General features: G+C 72.6%; 20 protein-coding genes. 11 read left to right on the top strand and 9 right to left on the bottom strand.

The window, feature by feature from the left end; genetic code table 11:
* The first annotated feature begins 143 nt into the window (after positions 1–143).
* The 6 genes from ACF08B_RS04900 (at position 144) to ACF08B_RS04875 (ending at position 6,061) form a co-directional block, all read left to right on the top strand.
* Entirely contained in the window at positions 144–749 is a 606-nt protein-coding gene (locus ACF08B_RS04900; protein WP_392316107.1) for a TetR/AcrR family transcriptional regulator, read from the top strand.
* A gap of 163 nt (positions 750–912) precedes the next feature.
* Entirely contained in the window at positions 913–3,126 is a 2,214-nt protein-coding gene (locus tag ACF08B_RS04895; RefSeq protein WP_392316106.1) for an MMPL family transporter, read from the top strand.
* A gap of 148 nt (positions 3,127–3,274) precedes the next feature.
* Complete coding sequence (locus ACF08B_RS04890; protein ID WP_093475547.1) at positions 3,275–3,790, top strand: YbaK/EbsC family protein; 516 nt, start codon at positions 3,275–3,277, stop codon at positions 3,788–3,790.
* Positions 3,787–4,632 (top strand): EamA family transporter, encoded by an 846-nt coding sequence (locus tag ACF08B_RS04885; protein ID WP_093697193.1) that lies wholly within the window; start codon positions 3,787–3,789, stop codon positions 4,630–4,632. Before ACF08B_RS04890 ends, ACF08B_RS04885 begins: the two co-directional genes overlap by 4 nt.
* Positions 4,633–4,794: 162 nt before the next feature.
* Complete coding sequence (locus tag ACF08B_RS04880) at positions 4,795–5,685, top strand: NAD(P)-dependent oxidoreductase (protein ID WP_392316105.1); 891 nt, start codon at positions 4,795–4,797, stop codon at positions 5,683–5,685.
* A gap of 100 nt (positions 5,686–5,785) precedes the next feature.
* Positions 5,786–6,061, top strand: coding sequence for a DUF1876 domain-containing protein (locus tag ACF08B_RS04875; protein WP_392316104.1), 276 nt, complete (start codon positions 5,786–5,788; stop codon positions 6,059–6,061).
* Between the two features lie 30 nt (positions 6,062–6,091).
* Here the strand turns inward: ACF08B_RS04875 and ACF08B_RS04870 are convergent, their stop codons facing one another.
* The 6 genes from ACF08B_RS04870 to ACF08B_RS04845 form a co-directional block, all read right to left on the bottom strand.
* Entirely contained in the window at positions 6,092–7,252 is a 1,161-nt protein-coding gene (locus ACF08B_RS04870; RefSeq protein WP_392316103.1) for a serine hydrolase domain-containing protein, read from the bottom strand.
* A gap of 119 nt (positions 7,253–7,371) precedes the next feature.
* A complete protein-coding gene (locus tag ACF08B_RS04865; RefSeq protein ID WP_392316102.1) occupies positions 7,372–7,818 on the bottom strand; it encodes an organic hydroperoxide resistance protein in 447 nt (148 codons plus the stop codon).
* A 122-nt stretch (positions 7,819–7,940) separates the two neighbouring features.
* A complete protein-coding gene (locus ACF08B_RS04860) occupies positions 7,941–8,414 on the bottom strand; it encodes a MarR family winged helix-turn-helix transcriptional regulator (RefSeq protein WP_392316678.1) in 474 nt (157 codons plus the stop codon).
* Positions 8,415–8,481: 67 nt separating this feature from the next.
* Positions 8,482–9,249 carry an energy-coupling factor ABC transporter ATP-binding protein gene (locus tag ACF08B_RS04855; protein WP_392316101.1) on the bottom strand — a complete coding sequence of 256 codons (768 nt, stop codon included), beginning with the start codon at positions 9,247–9,249 and terminating at the stop codon, positions 8,482–8,484.
* Positions 9,237–9,998, bottom strand: coding sequence for a cobalt ECF transporter T component CbiQ (gene cbiQ / locus ACF08B_RS04850; protein ID WP_392316100.1), 762 nt, complete (start codon positions 9,996–9,998; stop codon positions 9,237–9,239). Before cbiQ ends, ACF08B_RS04855 begins: the two co-directional genes overlap by 13 nt.
* 1 nt (position 9,999) lies before the next feature.
* Positions 10,000–11,052 carry an energy-coupling factor ABC transporter permease gene (locus tag ACF08B_RS04845; RefSeq protein WP_392316099.1) on the bottom strand — a complete coding sequence of 351 codons (1,053 nt, stop codon included), beginning with the start codon at positions 11,050–11,052 and terminating at the stop codon, positions 10,000–10,002.
* A 183-nt stretch (positions 11,053–11,235) separates the two neighbouring features.
* On the opposite strand from ACF08B_RS04845, the gene ACF08B_RS04840 reads away from it, so the two are divergent.
* A complete protein-coding gene (locus ACF08B_RS04840) occupies positions 11,236–11,574 on the top strand; it encodes an SsgA family sporulation/cell division regulator (RefSeq protein ID WP_392170082.1) in 339 nt (112 codons plus the stop codon).
* A gap of 48 nt (positions 11,575–11,622) precedes the next feature.
* On the opposite strand, the gene ACF08B_RS04835 is transcribed toward ACF08B_RS04840, so the two are convergent.
* From ACF08B_RS04835 to ACF08B_RS04825, 3 genes are all read right to left on the bottom strand, one after another.
* A complete protein-coding gene (locus ACF08B_RS04835) occupies positions 11,623–13,290 on the bottom strand; it encodes a penicillin-binding transpeptidase domain-containing protein (protein WP_392316098.1) in 1,668 nt (555 codons plus the stop codon).
* 96 nt (positions 13,291–13,386) lie between these two features.
* Complete coding sequence (locus ACF08B_RS04830; protein WP_392316097.1) at positions 13,387–15,021, bottom strand: penicillin-binding transpeptidase domain-containing protein; 1,635 nt, start codon at positions 15,019–15,021, stop codon at positions 13,387–13,389.
* A 207-nt stretch (positions 15,022–15,228) separates the two neighbouring features.
* Positions 15,229–16,986, bottom strand: coding sequence for a dolichyl-phosphate-mannose--protein mannosyltransferase (locus ACF08B_RS04825; RefSeq protein WP_392316096.1), 1,758 nt, complete (start codon positions 16,984–16,986; stop codon positions 15,229–15,231).
* Between the two features lie 138 nt (positions 16,987–17,124).
* Here ACF08B_RS04825 and rsmI point away from each other — a divergent pair, with 138 nt between their 5' ends.
* The 4 genes from rsmI (at position 17,125) to ACF08B_RS04805 (ending at position 21,316) form a co-directional block, all read left to right on the top strand.
* Positions 17,125–17,973, top strand: coding sequence for a 16S rRNA (cytidine(1402)-2'-O)-methyltransferase (rsmI, locus tag ACF08B_RS04820; RefSeq protein ID WP_093475527.1), 849 nt, complete (start codon positions 17,125–17,127; stop codon positions 17,971–17,973).
* A gap of 349 nt (positions 17,974–18,322) precedes the next feature.
* The gene (locus ACF08B_RS04815) at positions 18,323–18,745 is read left to right on the top strand and encodes a hypothetical protein (RefSeq protein ID WP_392316095.1); all 423 of its coding nucleotides are present in this window, start codon (positions 18,323–18,325) and stop codon (positions 18,743–18,745) included.
* Between the two features lie 47 nt (positions 18,746–18,792).
* Positions 18,793–19,689: a TatD family hydrolase gene (locus ACF08B_RS04810; RefSeq protein WP_392316094.1), complete on the top strand. Its 897-nt coding sequence runs from the start codon at positions 18,793–18,795 to the stop codon at positions 19,687–19,689.
* A gap of 157 nt (positions 19,690–19,846) precedes the next feature.
* A complete protein-coding gene (locus ACF08B_RS04805; protein ID WP_392316093.1) occupies positions 19,847–21,316 on the top strand; it encodes a ubiquitin-like domain-containing protein in 1,470 nt (489 codons plus the stop codon).
* Positions 21,317–21,338 lie beyond the last annotated feature (22 nt).

The raw sequence follows: 21,338 nt of genomic DNA, 5'->3' as shown, positions 1-21,338 counted from the left end.
GCGCACGGGCCCGGTTCGGGGGGTTTCCGGCGGGCGTGACCCACCACACGTACGAAACGGTTTCGTTTCGCTTGCGGGAGGGGTATCTTCGGAGTCGTACGAAGCAGGAAGCCGACAGGCTCCGGAGCGGGAAGGTGACAGGCATGACCGAGGTCGTCGCAACGGCGCGTCGCAGTCGGATCACGCCCGAGCGCGAGGCCGAGTTGTACGAGGCCGTGCTCGACCTGCTCCGGGAAGTCGGCTACGACGCCCTCACCATGGACGCCGTGGCCGCCCGTACGCGCTCGAGCAAGGCCACGCTCTACCGCCAGTGGGGCGGCAAGGCCGAGCTGGTGGCGAAGGCGGTGCGGCACAGCAAGCCCGGCGCCTCCGCCGACGACATCGACACCGGGTCGCTCAAGGGCGATCTGCACGCGCTCACCATGCGTGCGGACGACTGCGAGATGGAACAGAACTCCGCGCTGATGCGGGGCCTGGCCATGGCGACCCACTCCAACCCGGACCTCCTGAAGGCGTTCCGGGAACACCTCATCGAGCCGGAGATGGCGGAGTTCCACCGTGTGCTCCAGCGCGCGATCGACCGGGGCGAAGTCCGTGCGGACAACCCGGCGATCGACTTCGTGATGCACATGATGATCGGCGGGTTCGCCGCCCGCACGATGATCGACGAGCAGCCGCCGACGCAGTCCTTCCTCCTCTCGTACATCGACGCCGTGGTCCTCCCCGCCCTCGGCGCTCGCACCACCTGACCGGCCGGACCACCCCGGTCCGCCGGCCCGCCTGATCGCGGTTCCTGATCAGGTACCGCGCGATCCTCCCCGCAAGCCCAGCAACCTGACGTCACCGCTCACGTCGTCGGGCTGATCACCCCTGCCCAGATTCACCCCACGACCTGACCGGGAGTACGCCTCCATGGCCACGTTCCTCTACCGACTCGGCCGCCTCGCCTTCCGGCGACGGCACTTCGTCGCCCTCATATGGGTCGCGCTGCTCACCCTCGCGGGGGTGGGCGCCGCCTCCGCGCCGGCCGCCGGCAACACGTCCTTCTCCATCCCCGGCACCGAGGCCCAGAAGGCCTTCGACCTGCTGGAACAGCGCTTCCCCGGGATGAGCGCCGACGGCGCCACCGCCCGGGTCGTCTTCAAGGCGCCGGCCGGCGAGAAGATGACGGACGCCGGCAACAAGGCGACCGTCAAGAAGACCGTCAAGGAACTCGCGAGCGGTTCCGAGGTCACCTCCGTCGCCGACCCCTACCTCGCGCACGCCGTCAGCAAGAACGGCACCGTCGCGTACGCCTCGGTGAAGTACGAGGTCTCCGGCATGGAGCTGGAGGACTCCTCCCGCGACGCGCTGAAGGAGGCCGCGAAGGACGCGCGGGACGCGGGCCTCACCGTGGAGGTCGGCGGTGACGCGCTGACGGCCACGCCGGAGACCGGCTCCAGCGAGGTCATCGGCATCGCGATCGCCGCGGTCGTCCTCGTCATCACCTTCGGCTCGCTCCTCGCGGCCGGATTCCCGCTGCTGACCGCGATCATCGGCGTCGGCATCGGCGTCTCCACGATCGCCGCGCTCGCCAGCGCCCTGGACCTGGGCTCGACCACGTCCACCCTGGCCTCGATGATCGGCCTCGCCGTCGGCATCGACTACGCCCTCTTCATCGTCTCCCGCTACCGCGCCGAACTGGCCGAGGGCCGCGAGCGCGAGGAGGCGGCCGGACGGGCCGTCGGCACGGCCGGCTCCGCGGTCGTCTTCGCCGGCCTGACCGTCGTCATCGCCCTCGTCGGCCTCTCCGTGGTCAACATCCCGATGCTGACCAAGATGGGCGTCGCCGCCGCGGGCACGGTCGCCATCGCCGTCCTCATCGCCCTCACCCTCATCCCCGCGCTGCTCGGCTACGCCGGCCGCAGGATCAAGCCGGCCGGCCAGAAGAGCAAGCTGCTCGGCGGCGGCCGCACGCCGAAGAAGCCGGGCCGCCCCAACATGGGCACCCGCTGGGCCAGCTTCGTCGTCCGGCGCCCGGTGGCCGTCCTCCTGCTCGGCGTGCTCGGCCTCGGCGCGGCGGCCATCCCGGCCGCCTCCCTCGAACTCGGCCTCCCCGACGACGGCTCCCAGCCGGTCTCCACCACCCAGCGCCGCGCCTACGACCTCCTCTCCGAGGGCTTCGGGCCGGGCTTCAACGGCCCGCTGATGGTCGTCGTCGACGCCAAGGACAGCGCCCACCCCAAGAAGGTCTTCACCGAGGTCGGCGACCGGATCGAGGGCCTGAAGGACGTCGTCACGGTCACCCCGGCCGCGCCCAACAAGGCCGGTGACACCGCGACGATCACCGTGGTGCCGAAGTCCAAGCCGTCCTCGAAGACCACCGAGGACCTGGTGCACAGCATCCGTGACGAGGGCACGGAGGTCGGGCAGAAGACCGACTCCGAGATCCTGGTGACCGGCTCGACGGCGATGAACATCGACGTCTCGCAGAAGCTGAACGACGCCCTGCTGCCCTACCTCGCCCTGGTCGTCGGCCTCGCCTTCCTGCTGCTGATCGTGGTCTTCCGCTCGGTCCTGGTCCCGCTGAAGGCGGCCCTCGGCTTCCTGCTCAGCGTGCTGGCCGCGCTCGGCGCCGTCGTCGCGGTCTTCCAGTGGGGCTGGCTGTCCGGCCTGATGAACGTCGAGCAGACCGGCCCGGTCATGTCGATGATGCCGATCTTCATGGTGGGCGTCGTCTTCGGACTCGCCATGGACTACGAGGTCTTCCTCGTGACCCGGATGCGCGAGGCGTACGTCCACGGCGAGAAGCCGAGCCAGGCGGTGGTGACCGGCTTCCGGCACGGCGCCCGGGTCGTGACGGCCGCCGCGGTCATCATGATCGCCGTCTTCTCCGGCTTCATCGGCTCCAGCGAGTCGATGGTCAAGATGATCGGCTTCGGCCTCGCGGTCGCCGTCTTCTTCGACGCGTTCATCGTCCGCATGGCCATCGTCCCGGCGGTGCTCGCGCTGCTCGGCAAGCGGGCCTGGTGGCTGCCGAAGTGGCTGGACCGCGCACTGCCCAACGTCGACGTCGAGGGCGAGGGCCTGCGCGCCGCGGACCGCGACGCCGACCCCGACGGGGAGCGGGAGCTGGTACGCGCCTGACGTACCGCCGCACAAGGACCGCCGGTGAGGGTGCCCGTGGGGACGGGGCTGCACCCTCACCGGCTTTTCGCGTGTCCGGCGCGGGCGGGCGGGGGCGCACGCGTAAACCCCGTGAGCGCTGCTCCGGTGATGCCGTAGCGTGCCGTCCATGACGACCACAGCCGCCACCGACGCCGACGGGTCCGGAGCCCACCCCCGCTTCGCCGAGGCGCTGCGGGCCCTCGGTCTGGACGACGTGCTCGCCCGTACCCGACGGTTCCCGGAGGGCACCCGGACCGCCGTCGAGGCCGCCGCGGCGGTCGGCTGCGAGCTGAGCCAGATCTGCAAGTCGCTGATCTTCGCCGCCGACGGCGTCCCGGTGCTGGTCCTGATGGACGGGGCCTCGCGCGTGGACCTGGAACGGGTGCGCGGCGAGCTGGGCGCCGCGAAGGTCACCCGTGCCGACGCCGGCGTCGTCCGCGAGACCACCGGGTACGCCATCGGCGGCGTACCGCCCTTCGGGCACCGGACGCGCACGCGTGTCCTCGCCGACCGCTCGCTGCTCGCGCACGACGTGGTGTGGGCGGCGGCCGGGACCCCGCACGCCGTCTTCCCGATCCAGCCGAAGGACCTCGTCGCCCACGCCGGCGCCGACCTGGTGGACGTGCGCGAGCAGACCGCGTGACGCCGCTGGTCACCGCGGCGGTCCTGCTCGCCGCGGTCACCCACGCGAGCTGGAACGCCATCGCGCACCGCATCACCGACAAGCTGGTCGGGTTCACCCTGATCTCCGGCGGCGGCGTGCTCATCGGGCTGGCCGTGGCACCGTTCGTGGCCCGCCCGGCCGCGGCCGCCTGGCCGTTCCTGCTGGCCTCGGCGGTCGTGCACATCGCCTACTACGCCCTGCTGATGACCTCCTTCCGGCTCGGCGACTTCGGGCAGGCGTACCCCATCGCGCGCGGCAGCGCGCCCCTCGTGGTCACCGTGCTCGCCGCCGTCTTCGCGCACGAGCTGCCCTCCGGCTGGGCGGCGGCCGGCATCGCCGTGTCCTGCCTCGGACTCACCGGAGTCAGCCTGTGGGGCCTGCGCGGGAGACGGCCCGACTGGGCGGCGATCGGCGCGGCCCTCGCGACCGGCCTGACGATCGCCGCGTACACGGTGCTCGACGGCCTCGGGGTGCGCGCGGCCCATTCGCCGCTCGGGTACATCGCCTGGCTCATGGCCATCCAGGGCGTCGTCATCCCCGCCTGCATGTACGTCCGCAGACGGGGCGACACCGTACGGCTGCTCCGGCCCCACGCCGGTCTCGGCCTCCTCGGCTCCGTTCTGTCCGTCGCCGCCTACGCCCTGGTCCTGTGGGCGCAGACCCGCGCCGACCTGGCGCCCGTCGCGGCCCTGCGGGAGTCGTCCATCATCGTCGGGGCGGCCATCGGCGCGCTGTTCTTCAAGGAGCGCTTCGGAGCCCCGCGCATCGCGGCGGCGGGACTGCTGGTGGTCGGCATAGGCCTGATGCTGCACGCCGGGTAGGGACCGCGGGGCAAGCGGGTGGCGGGCAGACCGCGGGGCACCCGGTGCGCATCCGCCGTACCGGCGCGGCCCGTACCGCGATCCGTACCGCGACCGGTGCCGTGATCCGTACGAGGATGACGTCGGAGCACGAGGCAGCAACCGGACGACAGGGAGCCGTCAATGACCGACAAGCCGACCGTCAGTGTCCTGGGCACCGGCATCATGGGGGCCGCGATGGCCCGGAACCTGTGCCGCGCGGGGTTCGCCGTCCGCGTCTGGAACCGTACCCGGGAGAAGGCCGAGCCGCTGGCAGATGACGGCGCGCAGGTCGCCGGGACGCCCGCCGAGGCCGTCGAGGGCGCGGACGTCGTCCTGACGATGCTCCACGACGGCAACACCGTCCTGGACGTCATGCGCGAGGCCGCGCCGGGTCTGCGCCCCGGGGCGGTGTGGGCGCAGTGCACCACGGCCGGCATCGACCTGGCCGCCGACCTGGCCGCGTTCGCCGCCGGACGCGGGCTGGTCCTCTACGACGCCCCGGTCCTCGGCACCCGCCAGCCCGCGGAGGCCGGACAGCTGACGGTGCTGGCCGCCGGGCCCGAGGAGGGCCGGGAGAAGGTGACCCCGGTCTTCGACGCGGTGGGCGCGAAGACCCTGTGGACCGGGGACGACCCGGGCGCCGGCAGCGCCAGCCGGCTCAAGCTGGTCGCCAACAGCTGGGTGCTCGCGGCGACCGCGGCGACGGGCGAGGTCCTGGCGCTCGCGAAGGCCCTCGGCGTGGATCCGCACACGTTCTTCGACCTCATCGAGGGCGGACCGCTCGACATGGGGTACCTGCGTGCCAAGGCCGCGCTGGTGCTGGACGGCAAGCTGTCGCCGGCGTCCTTCGCGGTGGCGACCGCGGAGAAGGACGCCCGGCTCATCGTCGAGGCGGGCGAGGGCAACGGTGTACGCCTCGACGTCGCCGCCGCGACCGCCGAGCGGTTCGCGCGCGCCGCCGCCCAGGGGCACGCGGACGAGGACATGGCCGCCGCGTACTTCGCCAGCTTCGACGAGAAGCCGCGCGGCTGAGCACGGGCCGCGACCCGGTCCGGTCTCCACGAGCCCCAGGAGTGCGCGCCGGGATGCCCGGGCGCACCCTGGAAGCAGGAATTCTCGGAGGTGGTCCGACATGATGCACACCACTGTGGGATGGCACGTCGAGCTGGAGTTCATGGAGGACGATCAGCACACGCGCGCGGCGGCCATGGTGCGTCTGCCCGACGGCACGGAGGTACGGGCGCACGGCCGGGCCAGCCGGCACAGCATCGATTCCAACCAGCCGAGGGTCGGCGAGGAGATCGCCGGCGCCCGCGCCCTGAACGAACTGGCCATGCAGCTGCTGGGGAAGGCGCACGGGGAGATCGACGCGGACTCCGGACGGATCTCGCATCCGATCAACGTGTGACGGCGGCGGGCCCCGCGCCGGTCCCGCGTCCTACGCGAGCGCCGAGCGCAGGGCCCGCAGCAGTGCCTGTGCCCTCGGGTCCGCCGTCACGCTCTGCCGGAAGCCGTTGGTGACGTAGCCGAGGGAGACACCCCTCTCCGGGTCGGCGAGCCCCAGGGCGCCGCCGCGGCCGGGGTGGCCGAAGGAGGTGGGGGAGAGCAGCGGGGACGCGCTGCCGTGCAGCATGTGGCCGAGGCCGAAGCGGGTGCCGACGACCAGGACCCGGTCGGCCCCGGCGGACTGCTCGGTGCGGGCCAGTTCCGTCGTCTGCGGGGTGAACAGGCGGGTGCCGCCGTCCACCTCGCCGATCAGCGCCGCGTAGAAGCGGGCCAGTCCGTCGGCGGTGGCGATGCCGTTGGAGGCGGCCAGGGCGGCCGCGCGGTAGGAGGGCGCGTTCTCGTCGGGCAGCGGGGTGATCGCCGCGAACGCGCGGCGGGTCAGCGACTCCGGGTCGGCGTAGGCCTCCGTCACCGCGCGCTTGGGCCGGGTCTTCAGGGCGCCCGCGGACTGCGGTCCCTCGACGGGGCCGACGCGCCCCACGCGCGCCTGCTCCGATTCCGGCAGGCCGAGCCAGAGGTCCGCGCCGACCGGGCCGGTCATCTCCTCCGCGATCCACTCGCCGATCGGGCGGCCGGTGACGCGCCGGACCAGTTCGCCGGTCAGCCAGCTGTAGGTCTGGGCGTGGTAGCCGTGGTCCGTGCCCGGCTCCCACGCCGGGGGCTGCGCGGCGACGGCCGCGGCGCCCAGGTCGGGGTCGGCGGCCTCGGCGGGGGTCAGCGGGCGGTCCAGCACGGGCACGCCGGCTCGGTGCGCGAGCAGGTGCCGGACCCGGGTGTGCTCCTTGCCTGCCGCTTTGTACTCCGGCCAGTACGCGCCGACGGGGGCGTCCAGGTCCAGCTCGCCGCGCTGGTGCAGGAGCAGCAGCGCGGCCGCGGCGACGCCCTTGGTCGCGGAACGCACGATCTGCGCGGTCCCGGACTCCCAGGGGGTGTCGCCGTCCACGTCCCTGGTGCCGGCCCACAGGTCCACGACCCGGTGTCCGTCGCGGTACACGGCGACGGCCGCGCCCCGCTCCCCGAGCAGCGCGAAGTTCGCTGCGAACGCGTCCCTGACCGGCTCGAAGCCCTCGGCCACAGTGCCGTTCACGTCCACGCCCCGCCGTCCCTTCCGATCGCCTGCGACAGTGGCTGCAACATCGGCCGCGCGCCTGCGATTCCTCGGTGGGAGGGGGGTGGACGTGAGGTGCCTCTCAGCCGTGCCCGGCCGGTCGCTCAGCCGAGCAGGATCGTCACGTCGATGTTGCCGCGGGTCGCGTTCGAGTACGGGCACACCTCGTGCGCCTCGTCCACCAGACGGGCCGCGAGTTCGGCGTCCAGTACCGGGAGCGAGACGCTGAGCGCGACCGCGAGGCCGTAGCCACGGGTCCTGTTCGGTCCGAGGCCGACCTTGGCGGCCACCGTGGAGCCGGCCAGGTCGTAGCCCGCGCGGTTGCCGACCAGGATCAGGGCGTTGTGGAAGCAGGCGCTGTACCCGGCCGCGAACAGCTGCTCCGGGTTGGTGCCGTTGCCGTCGCCGCCCAGCTCCGGGGGCATGGCGACCTTCAGCTCGATCTGGCCGTCCTGGCTGGTGACATAGCCGTCCCGGCCGCCGTGGGCGGTGGCCTCGGCGACGTACACGATCTTCGTCGGACGGGTGTCGACGGCGGTGCCCTCGGTCATGGCCGGCCTCCCCCAGAACAAGTGGCGCACAAGTACATTGCGCACAAGGTACTGGCTGGTAGGTCAGCGGGCACCGGCAGGGTGGCGTTCCGCGGGCGGCCGCCGGTACAGGTTGCCGTGGATCAGTGCCGGTCCGCCGCCGTGGCCGCGCGCTCGGTGAGTCTCCACAGCTCCTCGCGCAGCCGTGCGATCTCCTGCGCCGCGAGCCCCGTGGAGGTGAGCAGCGCGCCGGGCACGCGCACCGCACGCTCCCGGAGCTGCTCACCTCGCCCGGTGCACGCGACGAGCACCGAGCGCTCGTCGTCCGCCGCACGCTCCTTGCGCACCAGACCCGCCGCCTCCAGCCGCTTCAGCAGCGGCGAGACGGTGCCGTAGTCCAGCCGGAGCGCACACGCCAGCTCCTTCACGCTGGTCTCGCCCCGCTCCCACAGCACGAGGAGCACGAGGTACTGCGGATAGGTGAGCCCGAGGTCGTCCAGCAGCGGGCGGTACGCCGCGGTCACCGCGCGCTGGGCCGCGTACAGCGCGAAGCACAGCTGGTCCTCCAGCAGCAGCGACCCGGTGGCCCCCGGCTCGTCCCGGTCCTCTCGACGCATCACGCGCCCATTGTCGGGGAAGCACCGCACGCGGCGCCGCCGGACGGTCACAAAGGCGCGGCGGGTGTCACGCCCGGCCCGGCGCGGGCGCCGCCGCGCGCGGATCGAAGCCGAAGGGCAGCTCCAGGCGGTGCGCCCGCATGACCGCGTCGTCGGAGAGCAGCTCGCCGGTCGGGCCGTCGGCCGCGATCACGCCGTCGCTGAGGATCAGCGAGCGCGGGCACAGCTCCAGGGCGTACGGCAGATCGTGGGTGACCATGAGGACCGTGACGTCCAGGGAGCGCAGGATGTCGGCGAGTTCGCGGCGCGAGGCCGGGTCCAGGTTGGACGACGGCTCGTCCAGGACCAGGATCTCCGGTTCCATGGCGAGCACCGTGGCCACCGCGACACGCCTGCGCTGGCCGAAGGACAGGTGGTGCGGCGGCCGGTCGGCGAAGTCCTGCATGCCGACCCGCTCCAGCGCGCGCCGCACCCGTTCTTCCAGCTCCGCGCCCTTGAGCCCGGCGGCGGCCGGCCCGAACGCCACGTCCTCCCGCACGGACGGCATGAACAGCTGGTCGTCCGGGTCCTGGAAGACGATGCCGACCTTCTGCCGGATGGCGGCCATGTGCTGCTTGGAGACGGGAAGCCCGGCCACGGTCACCGTGCCGGTGCCGCCGCCCAGGATGCCGTTCAGATGCAGCACCAGGGTGGTCTTGCCGGCGCCGTTGGGGCCGAGCAGCGCGACGCGTTCGCCGCGCGCGACGGTGAAGTCGACGCCGAACAGCGCCTGATGGCCGTCCGGGTAGGCGAAGGCCAGTCCGGCCACTTCCAGCGTAGGTGTCACAGGACCCATCCCAGCAGACAGACGGCGAGGGCGGCGAAGGGGAGGGCGAGGGCGTACGACCACTGCGCCCGGGACGCGGTCACCTCGTCGATCACCGGCATCGAGCCGGCGTACCCCCGGCTCACCATGGCCAGGTGCACGCGCTCCCCGCGCTCGTAGGAGCGGATGAACAGCGCGCCGGCCGACTTGGCGAGCACGCCCCAGTGCCGCACGCCCCTCGCCTCGAAGCCGCGCGACTCGCGTGCGATCCGCATCCGGCGCATCTCGTCGGTGATGACGTCGCCGTAGCGGATCATGAAGGAAGCGATCTGCACGAGCAGCGGCGGCAGCTTCAGCCGCTGCAGGCCGAGCAGCAGTTCCCGCAGCTCGGTGGTGGCGGCCAGCAGCACGGACGCGGCGACGCCGAGGGTGCCCTTGGCGAGCACGTTCCAGGCGCCCCACAGTCCGCCGACGCTCAGCGACATCCCGAGGACGTGCACCCGTTCGCCCTCGGCGACGAACGGCATGAGGACCGCGAACGCCACGAACGGCACCTCGATCAGCAGCCGCTTCAGCAGGAAACCGCCGGGCACGCGCGCCTGGTACGCGACGCAGCCGAGCAGGACCGCGTACCCGGCGAACGCCCACATCGCCTCCCGCGGGGTCGACACCACGACGACCACGAAGAGGAAGACGGCCGCCAGTTTGGTGTGCGGCGGCAGGGCGTGCACGGGCGAGTGCCCGTGCCGGTAGAGCCGGTGCGCGTGTCCCGCCCCCATGTCAGGCGCCCGTGCTCGCCGTGGAGGCGGGCGAGACGTCCGCGTCGCGGCGCCGGCGCACCGCCCAGAAGACCGCGCTGCCCGCGACGACGGTGACGCCGACGCCGATCACCCCGGCGAGGCCGCCGGACAGCCGGGCGTCGGAGACGTCCTTGACGCCGTAGTCGGCGAGCGGGGAGTCGGACGCGGCGTGCGCCTCGGCCTTCTTGTCGATGCCCTTGTCGTGCGCGACCTTCTCCAGCCCGTCCGGGTCGGCGGAGGCGTAGAAGCTGACGAAGCCGGCGAGGACGAGGGAGGTGACGAGGCCGGTCACCCACAGTGTCCGCCGGGAGGTGCGGGCCGCCACGGGCGCCGTGGGCGCGGGCGCGTCCACCAGCGAGCCGTTCACCCGGAGCTGGAGCCGCTGCCGCAGACCGCGCGCGCCGTGCACCAGGTCGGGGCGTACGGCGACGACGGCACCGACCGTGAGGGCGGTGATCACCGCCTCGCCGATGCCGATCAGCACGTGCACACCGATCATCGCGGTCGCGACCTTGCCGATGGAGATGTCGGTGGTGCCGCCGATCGCGTAGATCAGCGTGAAGGCCACGGCGGCGGCCGGCACGGACACCAGCGCGGCGACGAAGGAGGCGGCCGTCACCGAGCGCCGCCCTCGCGGCAGCACGGCGAGCAGTCCGCGGAAGAGGGCGTAGGAGACGACGGTCGTGACGAGCGCCATGTCGGTGATGTTCACGCCGAGCGCGGTCAGCCCGCCGTCGGCGAACAGCACACCCTGCATGAGCAGCACGACCGACACGCACAGCACGCCTGTGTAGGGGCCGACGAGTATCGCGGCCAGCGCGCCACCGAGGAGGTGGCCGCTTGTTCCGGCCGCGACGGGGAAGTTGAGCATCTGTACGGCGAAGATGAACGCCGCCACCAGACCGGCCAGTGGTGCGGTTCGCTCGTCGAGTTCGCGGCGGGCGCCGCGCAGGCTCACGGCGAGGGCGCCGGCGGCGACCACACCGGTGACCGCGGAGGTGGGGGCGTCGATGAATCCGTCAGGTACGTGCACCGTTTGATTTTAAAGGGTTGTTGCGAAGGGTTTGCAAGTACCAGTCGGTCGTCCGCCGACCGCGCCCGCCGGCCCCGCGAGATCCGCGGTCTCCGGGAAGCGCGAACGGGAAAATGTGCGACATTGGAGGAGAAGCGGATGCACAGCTTTCACCTAGGTCACTCAGCGTGAGAGGGCGGTCCGATGTCTGTGGTCGAACAGTACGCGCGCGCCCATATCGTCACGGACGAGGAGGACCCTGGGGCCGTACCCGTGGTGCTGCGGTACGACCCCGACAGTGATCCGCGCTCGGTGCGGGTCGGACTGCCGGGCCCCCACGAGTGGACGTTCTCCCGTGCGCTGCTGGAACGCGGACTGCGGGTCCCCGCCGAGAGCGGTGACGTGCGCGTGTGGCCGTGCGGACGGGTCCAGGCGATCATGGAACTGCACACGGACAACGGTGTCGCCGTGGTGCAGTTCGAGTCCAAGGCGCTGGTGAGGTTCCTGCGCCGGACCTACACGGTGGAGCCGGTGCGGACCTGACCGCCCGCCGGTCGCGGCCGAGCCGCGGACGCCGTCGGCCGCCCGACTTCAGCCGCCCGACTTCAGCAGGGTCGCCACGATCGGGCCCGCCGTGTCGCCGCCGTGGCCGCCCGCCTGCACCACACCCGCCGCGGCCAGGTCGCCGCGGTAGGCGGTGAACCAGCCGTTCGGCTTCTTCTGCCCGTCGACCTCCGCCGAGCCGGTCTTCGCGCCGTAGTCCGGGCCGAGCCCCGACATGGCCTCGGCGGCGGTGCCGTAGGCGGCCGTGTACTGCATCAGCTCACGCAGCTCGGACAGCGTCTTGGCGGACAGCTTCCTGGACGCCGCGGCGAGCTTGCGGTGATCGACGGACGGCGACACCAGGTAGGGCTGGTGGAAGCTGCCCGACTTCACCGTCGCCGCCACCGACGCCATGTTCAGCGGGTTCATGCGCACCCCGCCCTGCCCGATCAGCGAGGCCGCCATCTGCGCCTGCGACTGCACCGGCACCGCGCCGTCGAAGGTGGGCACGCCGATCGCCCAGTTGTTCATGGACAGACCGAAGACCTGCTGCGCCTGCTTGGTCAGGTCGTCGTCCTTCAGCTTCTTCGCCTGGCTGATGAAGGCGGTGTTGCAGGAGCGCGCGAAGCTCGCCTTGAACGTGCCGTCCTTGATCTGGAAGTCGTCGTCGTTGTGGAACTTCCAGCCGCCGTAGGTGACCGTCTTGGGACAGGGGTGCTCCTTGTCCGCCGAGGCCAGGCCCTTGTCGATCAGCAGCGACGAGGTGATGACCTTCATCGTGGAGCCGGGCGCCAGCGAGCCCTGGAAGGCGGTGTTGAAACCGTGCCCGCTGTTGGCGACCGCGAGGATCTCGCCGGTCGAGGGCCGCAGGGCGACCACGGAGGCGCGCGTGCGCTTGGCGACCTGCCGTTCGGCCGCGGCCTGGAGGGACGGGTTCAGCGTCGTCCGCACCGTGCCCGGTGTGCCCTTGCTCAGCTCGACGAGCGTCTTGTCGGACAGCTTGTCCGCCCTGGCCGCCTTGCCGCGCACCACGCGCAGCTCGACGCCCGCCCTGCCGCCCGCCGTCTTGCCGTACTTCTCGCGCAGGCCGTCCAGCACCACGCCCAGGGACGGGTACTCCGTGTCCGTCAGCTTCCCGCCGTCGCGGTCCAGCGCCGTCACCGGCGGGGTCCCGGACTCGCCGGTGACCAGCTTGTCGCCGTCCTTCAGGTCCGGGTGGACGACCGAGGAGTGCCACTGGACCATCGGCCCGCCGTCGCTCTTGCGGCGTACGACGGTGAGAGCGCTGTCGTAGGCGAGCGGCTTGCTGAGCTTGTCGTATGACACCGTCGCCTTCACGGAGAACGGCACCTCGGCGCCCCTGGCCCTGCCGGCGGTGAGCGTGAGGTCCTTCAGGTGGGCGTCCTTGGTGAGGCCGGTGAGGAGGGGGCCGGCGGCGGACGGGTCGTCGGTGGCGGCCGCCGCGTCGGTGACGCTGCCCTTCTGCCAGGCGGTGAGGAAGTGCGTCGAGGCGGTGCGGACCTCGGCCGTCGTGAGCGGGCCCGTCCTGACGGTCTTGTGGCCGTCCTGCGCGGACGTGCCCTCGTCGGCCGCGGCGCCGCCGCCGTAGAGGGCGTAGGCGCCGATGCCGGCGCCGCCGACGACCACGGCGATCATCCCGCCGAGTACGGCGGGCGGGGTCTTCCGTCGCTCGGCGACGCGCCTTCTCTTGCCCACAGCCTCAGTTCCTCCGCGCCTTCCTCAGGGTCCCCGCAGACCTCACAATCCCCAACGACGTCCCTCACCCTAAGGTCCCGACCTCGGCGGGTGATGTCAGCCGGCGTTCCGTAGCACGCTTGCGACAATAGGACCGGCCGCGTCGATGCCGTGTCCGCCGTCCTGCACCAGCGCGGCGGCGGCGACGTCACCCCGGTAACCGGCGAACCAGCTGTCGGACTTGGCCAGCCCGGCGGCCTCCGCGGAGCCGGTCTTGGCGCCGATGTCCCCGCTCATCCCGGCCATCACGCCCGCCGCGGTGCCGCTGCGCGCGGTGCGGTTCATCATGCCGCGCAGCTGCGCCACCGTGCTCGACGGCAGCCCGCGCGCGTGGGCCGGCTCCCGCCCGTCCAGCTTCAGCGGCACGAGCACCGGCTGCCGGAAGGTGCCGGTCATCGCGGTCGCCGTCACCGAGGCCATGTTCAGCGGGCTCATCTGGACCTGCCCCTGGCCGATGAGGCCGGCGGCCTTGTCGGAGCCGCCGGCCGCGGGCACCCGGCCGTCGAAGGAGGGCACGCCGATCTGCCAGTCGTTCCGCCCGAGCCCGAACCGCTCCTCGGCCTCCTTGGTGAGGGTGTCCGGCCGGACCTCGTCGGCGAACTTCACGAACGCGGTGTTGCAGGAGCGGGCGAAGCTGTCGGAGAGGGTGGCGTGCTCGTCCGGCGGCAGGTCCTTGAGGTTGTGGAAGGTCTGGCTCAGGGAGACGGCGGTGGCCGGGCAGGGAGCCGGGCCGTTCGCGGTGGTCAGACCGTTGTCGATGAGGGCCGCGGCGCTGACGATCTTCATGGTGGAGCCAGGTGCGCGCTCGCCGAGCAGGGCCGCGTCGAAACCGTCGGAGCGGTGGTTGGCGACGGCCAGGATCTCGCCGGTACTCGGCTTCACGGCCACGACGGAGGCGTCGGTGTACTTCCGTACGGCCGTCTCGGCGGCGGCCTGGGCGCTCGCGCTGAGGGTCGTGGTGAGCTTGCCCGCGCGGCCCTCGGCGAGAGTCAGCAAGGGCGTGTCGGCGGCCTGCCCGCCGTCCGCGCCGGCCTCGTGGCGCACGGCCAGCTCCACACCGGCCCGGCCGCCGGCCTTGTCGCCGTACCGCTTGCGAAGCTCGTCCAGGACCGGGCCGAGGGAGGGGTACTTCTCCTTGGTCAGTACGGTGCCCTCGCGGCCCACGGCCTCGATCGGCGGGGCCGCCGCCTCACCGGTGACGAGCGTGTCCCCCTTGCGCAGCCGCGGATGGACGACCGAGGGCTGCCAGTCGACCAGAGGACGGTGCGAGTTGGCGCCGCGTACGACGGTCAGGCTGCCGCGGTACTTCAGGGGCTCGCTCCTGCCGCGGTACGACACCGTCGCGCCGACCGAGAACGGCACGGTCCTGCCGTCGGCCGTGCCGGGCGTGATGTGCACCTTCGTGATGTGCGCGTCGTGGCCGTAGGCGGTCAGCAACCGGCGCGCCGCCTCCGGGTAGTTCGTGTACGACGCCGCCGTCGCCGCGTCCCCCTTCTCCCAGGCGGCGAAGAACCTGCCGGCCACGTCCTTCACCTCGGCACCGTCGGGCGGCCCGGACTTCACGGACGCGGCGACGCCGGTCCCCCCGTCGTCGCTCAGCGCGTGCAGGAAGTTGTAGGTCCCGTACCCGGCACCCCCCAGCAGCACCGCACAGACGCCGCCCACGACCGCACCCTTGACCCCGCTGCGCATCCGCGCACCCCTCCCCGTTTCCCCGTCACCCGCCACGCGTTTCCTGAACGCGTTCAAAACAGGTTGCGTGAGCACTGTAAGCGGTACGCGGGGCCCGCGCGCCCCCAGTTGCCGAAACCGTGACGCAGATCCCGTGCATCACCCAACTATGTGAACGGACAACGAGGGCACGGCCGTTGGCCGTGCCCTCGTTCGGTGTCCGCCCGGCTAGACCCAGGTGTCCAGCCACATCCGCGATCTCCACGAGTCGATCGGGATCGCCTGGCCCGTGTACAGCGGCCAGAAGTAGATGAAATTCCAGGCGATCAGCAGGACCAGGACGCCCGCTGCCGAGGCGCCGATCACGCGGCGGGTGTCCGTGGAGCCGGGTGGGCCGACGATCGCGCCGATCATCATCGCCACCGCCAGGCACAGGAACGGCAGGAAGACGACCGCGTAGAACAGGAAGATCGTGCGTTCCTGGTACATGAACCAGGGGAGGTAGCCCGCCGCCACGCCGCAGGCGATCGCGCCGGCCCGCCAGTCGCGGCGGAACGCCCACCGCCACAGCACGTACAGGAGCGCGAAGCAGGCCGCCCACCACAGCGCCGGCGTGCCGATCGCCAGCACCTCCCGGGCGCACTTCTGGCCCGCGTCCGCCGGGCAGCCGTCGGCGCCGGGGGAGGGGGACTCGTAGAAGTACGACACCGGGCGGCCCAGCACGATCCAGCTCCACGGATTGGACTGGTACGTGTGCGGCGACGACAGGTGGACGTGGAAGTTGTAGACCTCGTGCTCGTAGTGCCACAGACTGCGCAGCCAGTCGGGCAGGAAGGTCCAGCTGCCCCCCTGGCCGTCGGTGGCCGCCCAGTTGCGGTAGTACCCGCCGCGGCCGTCGGCCGGAGAAAGGATCCAGCCGGTCCAGGACGCCAGGTACACGACGAGCGCCACCGGCACCGTCGCCAGGAAGGTGATGCCGGTGTCGTACTTCAGGGCGGCGGCGTACGGGTGACGGGCGCCGGCCACCTTGCGGGCGCCGACGTCCCACAGCACCGTCATCACGCAGAACGCGGCCAGCACGTACAGCCCGTTCCACTTCGTGCCGATCGCCAGGCCGAGCATCACCCCGGCACCCCAGCGCCAGGGGCGCAGCCCGAAGCGGAAGGTGTCGGCGAGCTCCGCGTCGGGGCGCGCCCGGCCGTCCGGGCCGACGGGCAGGGCGGCGGCCAGTCTCTCCCGCGACCGGTCCCGGTCGACGATCAGGCAGCCGAACGCGGCGACCACGAAGAACATCAGCACGCCGTCGAGCAGCGAGGTCCGGCTCATCACGAAGTGCAGGCCGTCCACCGCCATCAGCGCGCCCGCCAGACAGCCGAGGAACGTCGAGCGGAACATCCGGCGCCCGATCCGGCACAGCAGCAGCACGCTCAGCGTGCCGAGCACCGCCGTCATGAACCGCCAGCCGAACGGGTCGAACCCGAACATCAGCTCGCCCAGTCCGATGACGTACTTGCCCACCGGCGGGTGCACGACGTACGCCGGGTCCGTCGGGACCGCCAGATGGCCGTGCGAGGACAGGACCAGGTCGTTGGCGCTCTTGCCGTACTTGTCCCAGTTCACCTCGAAACCGTGGTGGACGAGCGCCCAGGCGTCCTTGGCGTAGTACGTCTCGTCGAATATCACCGCGCGCGGGCTGCCCAGGTTCCAGAACCGCATCAGGCCCGCCATGAGCGTCACCAGCAGCGGACCGCCCCAGCCGGACCAGCGCACCAGACGCTCGGCGAGGACCGGTGACATGCCGAGCACCTGCCACAGCCGGGTGCTCGGCTCGGCGTACGGGGGCACCAGCCGGTCGCGTACGTCGCCCTCGGGCGCGTCCTTCGCCGGTGCGTACCCGAATCGGCGCAGCCGCTGCTGCCAGGACGGCCGCCGGTCGTGCGGCGTCTGGCCCTGCCGGAGGTCCATGGAGGACGCGGTACTGGTCACCGCGCCATCGTAGGGAACCGTTCTGTGCGAGTCCCGTGCATGTGCGGTACCGGTCGGGAAGCGATGCATTTCCTGTGGCCCAAGGGGCGGTCCCGACCGCCACCCGTGTGTCCCCCGCGCGCCTGGGAGGATGGGGGCGTGACTGGAACCCTTGTCCTCGCAGGTACCCCCATCGGCGACATCGCGGACGCGCCGCCCCGGCTGGCCGAGGAGCTGGCCGGCGCCGACGTGGTCGCCGCCGAGGACACCCGGCGGCTGCGCCGGCTCACCCAGGCGCTGGGTGTGACGCCCAGGGGCCGGGTGGTGTCGTACTTCGAGGGCAACGAGACCGCCCGTACGCCGGAACTGGTCGAGGAACTGCTCGGCGGCGCGCGCGTGCTGCTGGTGACCGACGCCGGTATGCCGTCCGTGTCGGACCCGGGGTACCGGCTGGTCGCGGCGGCCGTGGAGAAGGACGTCCGGGTCACCGCCGTGCCCGGACCGTCCGCCGTGCTCACCGCGCTCGCCCTGTCCGGGCTGCCCGTCGACCGGTTCTGCTTCGAGGGCTTCCTGCCGCGCAAGGCGGGCGAGCGGCTGTCCCGGCTGCGGGACGTCGCCGGGGAGCGGCGCACCCTCGTCTACTTCGAGGCCCCGCACCGGCTCGACGACACCCTCGCCGCCATGGCCGAGGTCTTCGGCGCCGAGCGGCGCGCCGCCGTGTGCCGCGAGCTGACCAAGACGTACGAGGAGGTACGGCGCGGCCCGCTGGCCGAACTGGCACGGTGGGCCGCGGAGGGCGTCCGGGGTGAGATCACCGTCGTCGTCGAGGGCGCTCCCGAGACCGGGCCCGAGGAACTCGACGCCGCCGAACTGGTCCGCCGGGTGCGGGTGCGCGAGGAGGCCGGCGAGCGCCGCAAGGAGGCCATCGCGGCGGTGGCCGTGGAGGCGGGGCTGCCCAAGCGGGTGGTGTTCGACGCGGTCGTCGCGGCCAAGACCGCCGGCGCCTGAGCGGCCGCGGGCCCGCGGCCGCGCGGGCCGAGCGCGCCGCTCATCGCGCCCCCCTGACCGCCCGTGCGCCCCTGGCCTGCGCAAACGCTCCCTCTGAGCAGGTCTGTCCTCGGGTGAGCGAACGCCCCATGGGCGGGCAAAAGACTGTCGCCGAAAGCAAAGCCCGCGGGCCCTGAAGAGGGTGGTTTCTGCAAGGAACGACCAAATCGCCTCCAACACTCGACAGGCCTGCTGCATTCACGCCGACGGAGGCGTCCACTGGTCGAAGGGACGCACCCGTCCCTCGCCCCAGGGGTTCCGGGGGGAATCCCGAGCCGGGGCGCTTGTCCAGCGGACAAGAGGAGCTGGCATGAGTGAGATCGCAGGGCAGACCGGCCTCCACGGCACGGCCACCGCCGTCGTTCACGAGTCGTATGCGTTCGCCTGCATGCGCTGTGGGCACGGCTGGGAACAGTCGTACGCGATAGAGCACCACACGGACGCCGACGGACAGCAGATCGTGCGGTACGTGGCCGACGGCCGCGTCGTGCCCTCACCGCTGAGCCGGCCGAGCTGCCAGAACTGCGACGGCCACGTCCTGCGGATCATGCGCGCGGGCCAGGTCTCGTCGGTGCGGAGCGCGGCGCAGGGCCACCCGCACCGGGTGCCCCCGGCGGGTCCCGTCGAGGTGCCGGACGTGCCCGGCGCCCCCGAGATGCCCGCGCGGCCCAGGGAGCCGCACCACTGGCACCTGTCCGATCTCCTCCACCCGTTCCAGCGCAAGGCCGGCTGAACGGATCACCGGCCCCCGGGCGCATGCCCCTTTCGTAGGATCGGGGCATGCCTTCGAACACCGGCCGGAACACCCGGGACGACAAGAACGCGGCGCCGCCGCTCCCGGCACCCCTCAGGGTGCCCGTCGCCGACTCCCACACCCACCTCGACATGCAGTCCGGCACGGTCGCGGAAGGTCTTGCGAAGGCGGCGTCGGTGGGAGTCACGACCGTCGTCCAGGTCGGCTGCGACATCGCCGGCTCGCGCTGGGCCGCCGAGACGGCGGCGGAGCACGAGAACGTCCACGCGACCGTCGCCCTCCACCCCAACGAGGCACCGCGCATCGTCCACGGCGACCCCGACGGCTGGTCCCGGCAGGGCGCCCGCGAGCCGGGCGGCGACGCGGCCCTGGACGAGGCCCTGGCCGAGATCGACCGGCTGGCCGCGCTGCCCCGGGTGAAGGGCGTCGGCGAGACCGGCCTCGATCACTTCCGCACCGGCCCCGAGGGCAAGGCGGCGCAGGAGCGGTCCTTCCGCGCCCACATCGAGATCGCCAAGCGGCACGGCAAGGCGCTCGTCATCCACGACCGCGACGCCCACGCCGACGTCCTGCGCGTGCTGAAGGAGGAGGGCGCCCCCGAGCGGACCGTCTTCCACTGCTACTCCGGCGACGCCGACATGGCCGAGATCTGCGCCCGCGAGGGCTACTTCATGTCCTTCGCCGGCAACGTCACCTTCAAGAACGCCCAGAACCTGCGGGACGCGCTCGCCGTCGCCCCGCTGGAACTGGTCCTCGTGGAGACCGACGCGCCCTTCCTCACCCCGGCGCCGTACCGCGGACGGCCCAACGCCCCGTATCTCATTCCGGTCACGGTCCGCGCGATGGCCGCCGTGCGCGGCCTCGACGAGGACGCGCTGGCGACGGCCCTGGGCGCGAACACCGCCCGCGCCTTCGGTTACTGACCGTACGCGAAACATCACCGGCCGGTAACGGATCCGCGGCTCGGGCTTGGGTTCGAGCGCCACGTTGCGTAGTCGTGCCGCTTTGGAGAGTGACCGGTGCTCCGCTAGGTTCTGGGCCCGATTTCCGGACCCGTCTGGCCCTCTGGAGCGTGTCGGCGTGAGCAAGTCGCAGTACGAGACCTACGAGGCGTACGGCCCCTACAGCGCGCCGGCCGGCCCGCCCGGCGCTCCCTGGCCCGGCCTGCACGAGGCCGAGACCGTGCCGAACGGGGTGCCGTACGAGGACACGTACCGGCCCGCGTACGAGGCCGGGGCGCGGGCCTCGGCGTCCACACCCGCGCACGAGCTCGCGACCGAACCGCTGCTGCCGCGCCAGAGCGGCGACACCCTGGTCGAGCACACCCACGCGCCCGACGAGGACACGCTCGTACAGATCAAGGACACCGACGACCAGGACACCCTCGTACAGGACGGGTACGGCGACGGCAGCGGGCGGGCGGCGCGCCGGCGCAGGGCGCGCTCCACCGAGCGCCCGGAGTCCGCGGTGCGCCGCCTGCTGCCGCAGGCGCTGGTCGTGGCCTTCCTGGCGGGCGGCACCACCGCCTTCGTCGCCCAGGACAAGGCGGTCGAGCTCAGCGTCGACGGCAGGCAGCGCAGCCTGCACACCTTCGCCGACGACGTCGGCGAACTGCTCGCCGAGGAGGGCGTGCACGTCGGCGCCCACGACATGGTCGCGCCCGCCCCCGGCACCGCCCTCGCCGGCGGCGACCGGATCGCCGTGCGCTACGGACGCCCCGTACGGCTCACCCTGGACGGCCGCCGGCACGAGGTGTGGACGACCGCCGGCACCGTCGAGGGAGCCCTGCACGAACTGGGCGTGCGCGCCGAGGGTGCCTACCTGTCCGCCTCGCGCTCCCAGAGCATCGGACGCGCCGGACTCGCCCTCGACGTGCGCACCGAGCGGGCCGTCACGATCATGGCGGACGGCCGCGCGCGCACCGTCCGCACCAACGCCGCCACCGTCGGCGAGGCGATCGAGGACGCCGGGATCACCCTGCGCGGCCAGGACACCCTCTCCGTCCCCGCGGACAGCTTCCCGCGCGACGGGCAGACGGTGACCGTGCTGCGGGTGACCGGCAGCCGCGAGATCCGCGAGGAGCAGATCCCCTTCGGGGTCCGGCGCACCGAGGACCCCTCCCTGTTCAAGGGCACCGAGGTCGTCTCCGAACCCGGGCAGGCCGGACTGCGGCGGACCACCTTCCTCGTGCGCACCGTCAACGGGGTCCGGCAGAAACCGCGCCGGGAGAAGACCGAGGTGGTGCGCCGGCCGCGCCGCCAGGTGGTCAGGGTCGGCACCAAGCCGCTGCCGCCCTCCGTGCACGGCGCGGACCACCTGAACTGGCGCGCCCTCGCCGCCTGCGAGTCCGGCGGCCGGCCGCACGCCGTCGACGCCTCGGGCACGTACGGCGGGCTCTACCAGTTCGACACGCACACCTGGCACAGCCTCGGCGGCCGCGGCCGCCCGCAGGACGCCCCGGCCGAGGAGCAGACCTTCCGGGCGAAGAAGCTGTACGTGAGCCGGGGCGCGACGCCCTGGCCGGCCTGCGGGAGACAGCTGCACGGGTAGCCACCGGCGATCACGCGGCGCG

This window comes from Streptomyces sp. NPDC015139 (genome assembly GCF_043079785.1).
Classification (GTDB): Bacteria; Actinomycetota; Actinomycetes; order Streptomycetales; family Streptomycetaceae; genus Streptomyces; species Streptomyces albidocamelliae.
Note: the sequence above shows the minus strand (reverse complement) of the source record. Positions and strands in the feature narration are given on the sequence as shown.

Bases quoted from the DNA above. Each gene is read 5' to 3' on its own strand.
- ACF08B_RS04900 (WP_392316107.1), top strand. From the start codon at position 144: ATGACCGAGGTCGTCGCAACGGCGCGTCGCAGTCGGATCACGCCCGAG.
- ACF08B_RS04895 (WP_392316106.1), top strand. From the start codon at position 913: ATGGCCACGTTCCTCTACCGACTCGGCCGCCTCGCCTTCCGGCGACGG.
- ACF08B_RS04890 (WP_093475547.1), top strand. From the start codon at position 3,275: ATGACGACCACAGCCGCCACCGACGCCGACGGGTCCGGAGCCCACCCC.
- ACF08B_RS04880 (WP_392316105.1), top strand. From the start codon at position 4,795: ATGACCGACAAGCCGACCGTCAGTGTCCTGGGCACCGGCATCATGGGG.
- ACF08B_RS04875 (WP_392316104.1), top strand. From the start codon at position 5,786: ATGATGCACACCACTGTGGGATGGCACGTCGAGCTGGAGTTCATGGAG.
- ACF08B_RS04865 (WP_392316102.1), bottom strand. From the start codon at position 7,818: ATGACCGAGGGCACCGCCGTCGACACCCGTCCGACGAAGATCGTGTAC.
- ACF08B_RS04860 (WP_392316678.1), bottom strand. From the start codon at position 8,414: ATGCGTCGAGAGGACCGGGACGAGCCGGGGGCCACCGGGTCGCTGCTG.
- ACF08B_RS04855 (WP_392316101.1), bottom strand. From the start codon at position 9,249: ATGGGTCCTGTGACACCTACGCTGGAAGTGGCCGGACTGGCCTTCGCC.
- cbiQ (WP_392316100.1), bottom strand. From the start codon at position 9,998: ATGGGGGCGGGACACGCGCACCGGCTCTACCGGCACGGGCACTCGCCC.
- ACF08B_RS04840 (WP_392170082.1), top strand. From the start codon at position 11,236: ATGTCTGTGGTCGAACAGTACGCGCGCGCCCATATCGTCACGGACGAG.
- ACF08B_RS04830 (WP_392316097.1), bottom strand. From the start codon at position 15,021: ATGCGCAGCGGGGTCAAGGGTGCGGTCGTGGGCGGCGTCTGTGCGGTG.
- ACF08B_RS04815 (WP_392316095.1), top strand. From the start codon at position 18,323: ATGAGTGAGATCGCAGGGCAGACCGGCCTCCACGGCACGGCCACCGCC.
- ACF08B_RS04810 (WP_392316094.1), top strand. From the start codon at position 18,793: ATGCCTTCGAACACCGGCCGGAACACCCGGGACGACAAGAACGCGGCG.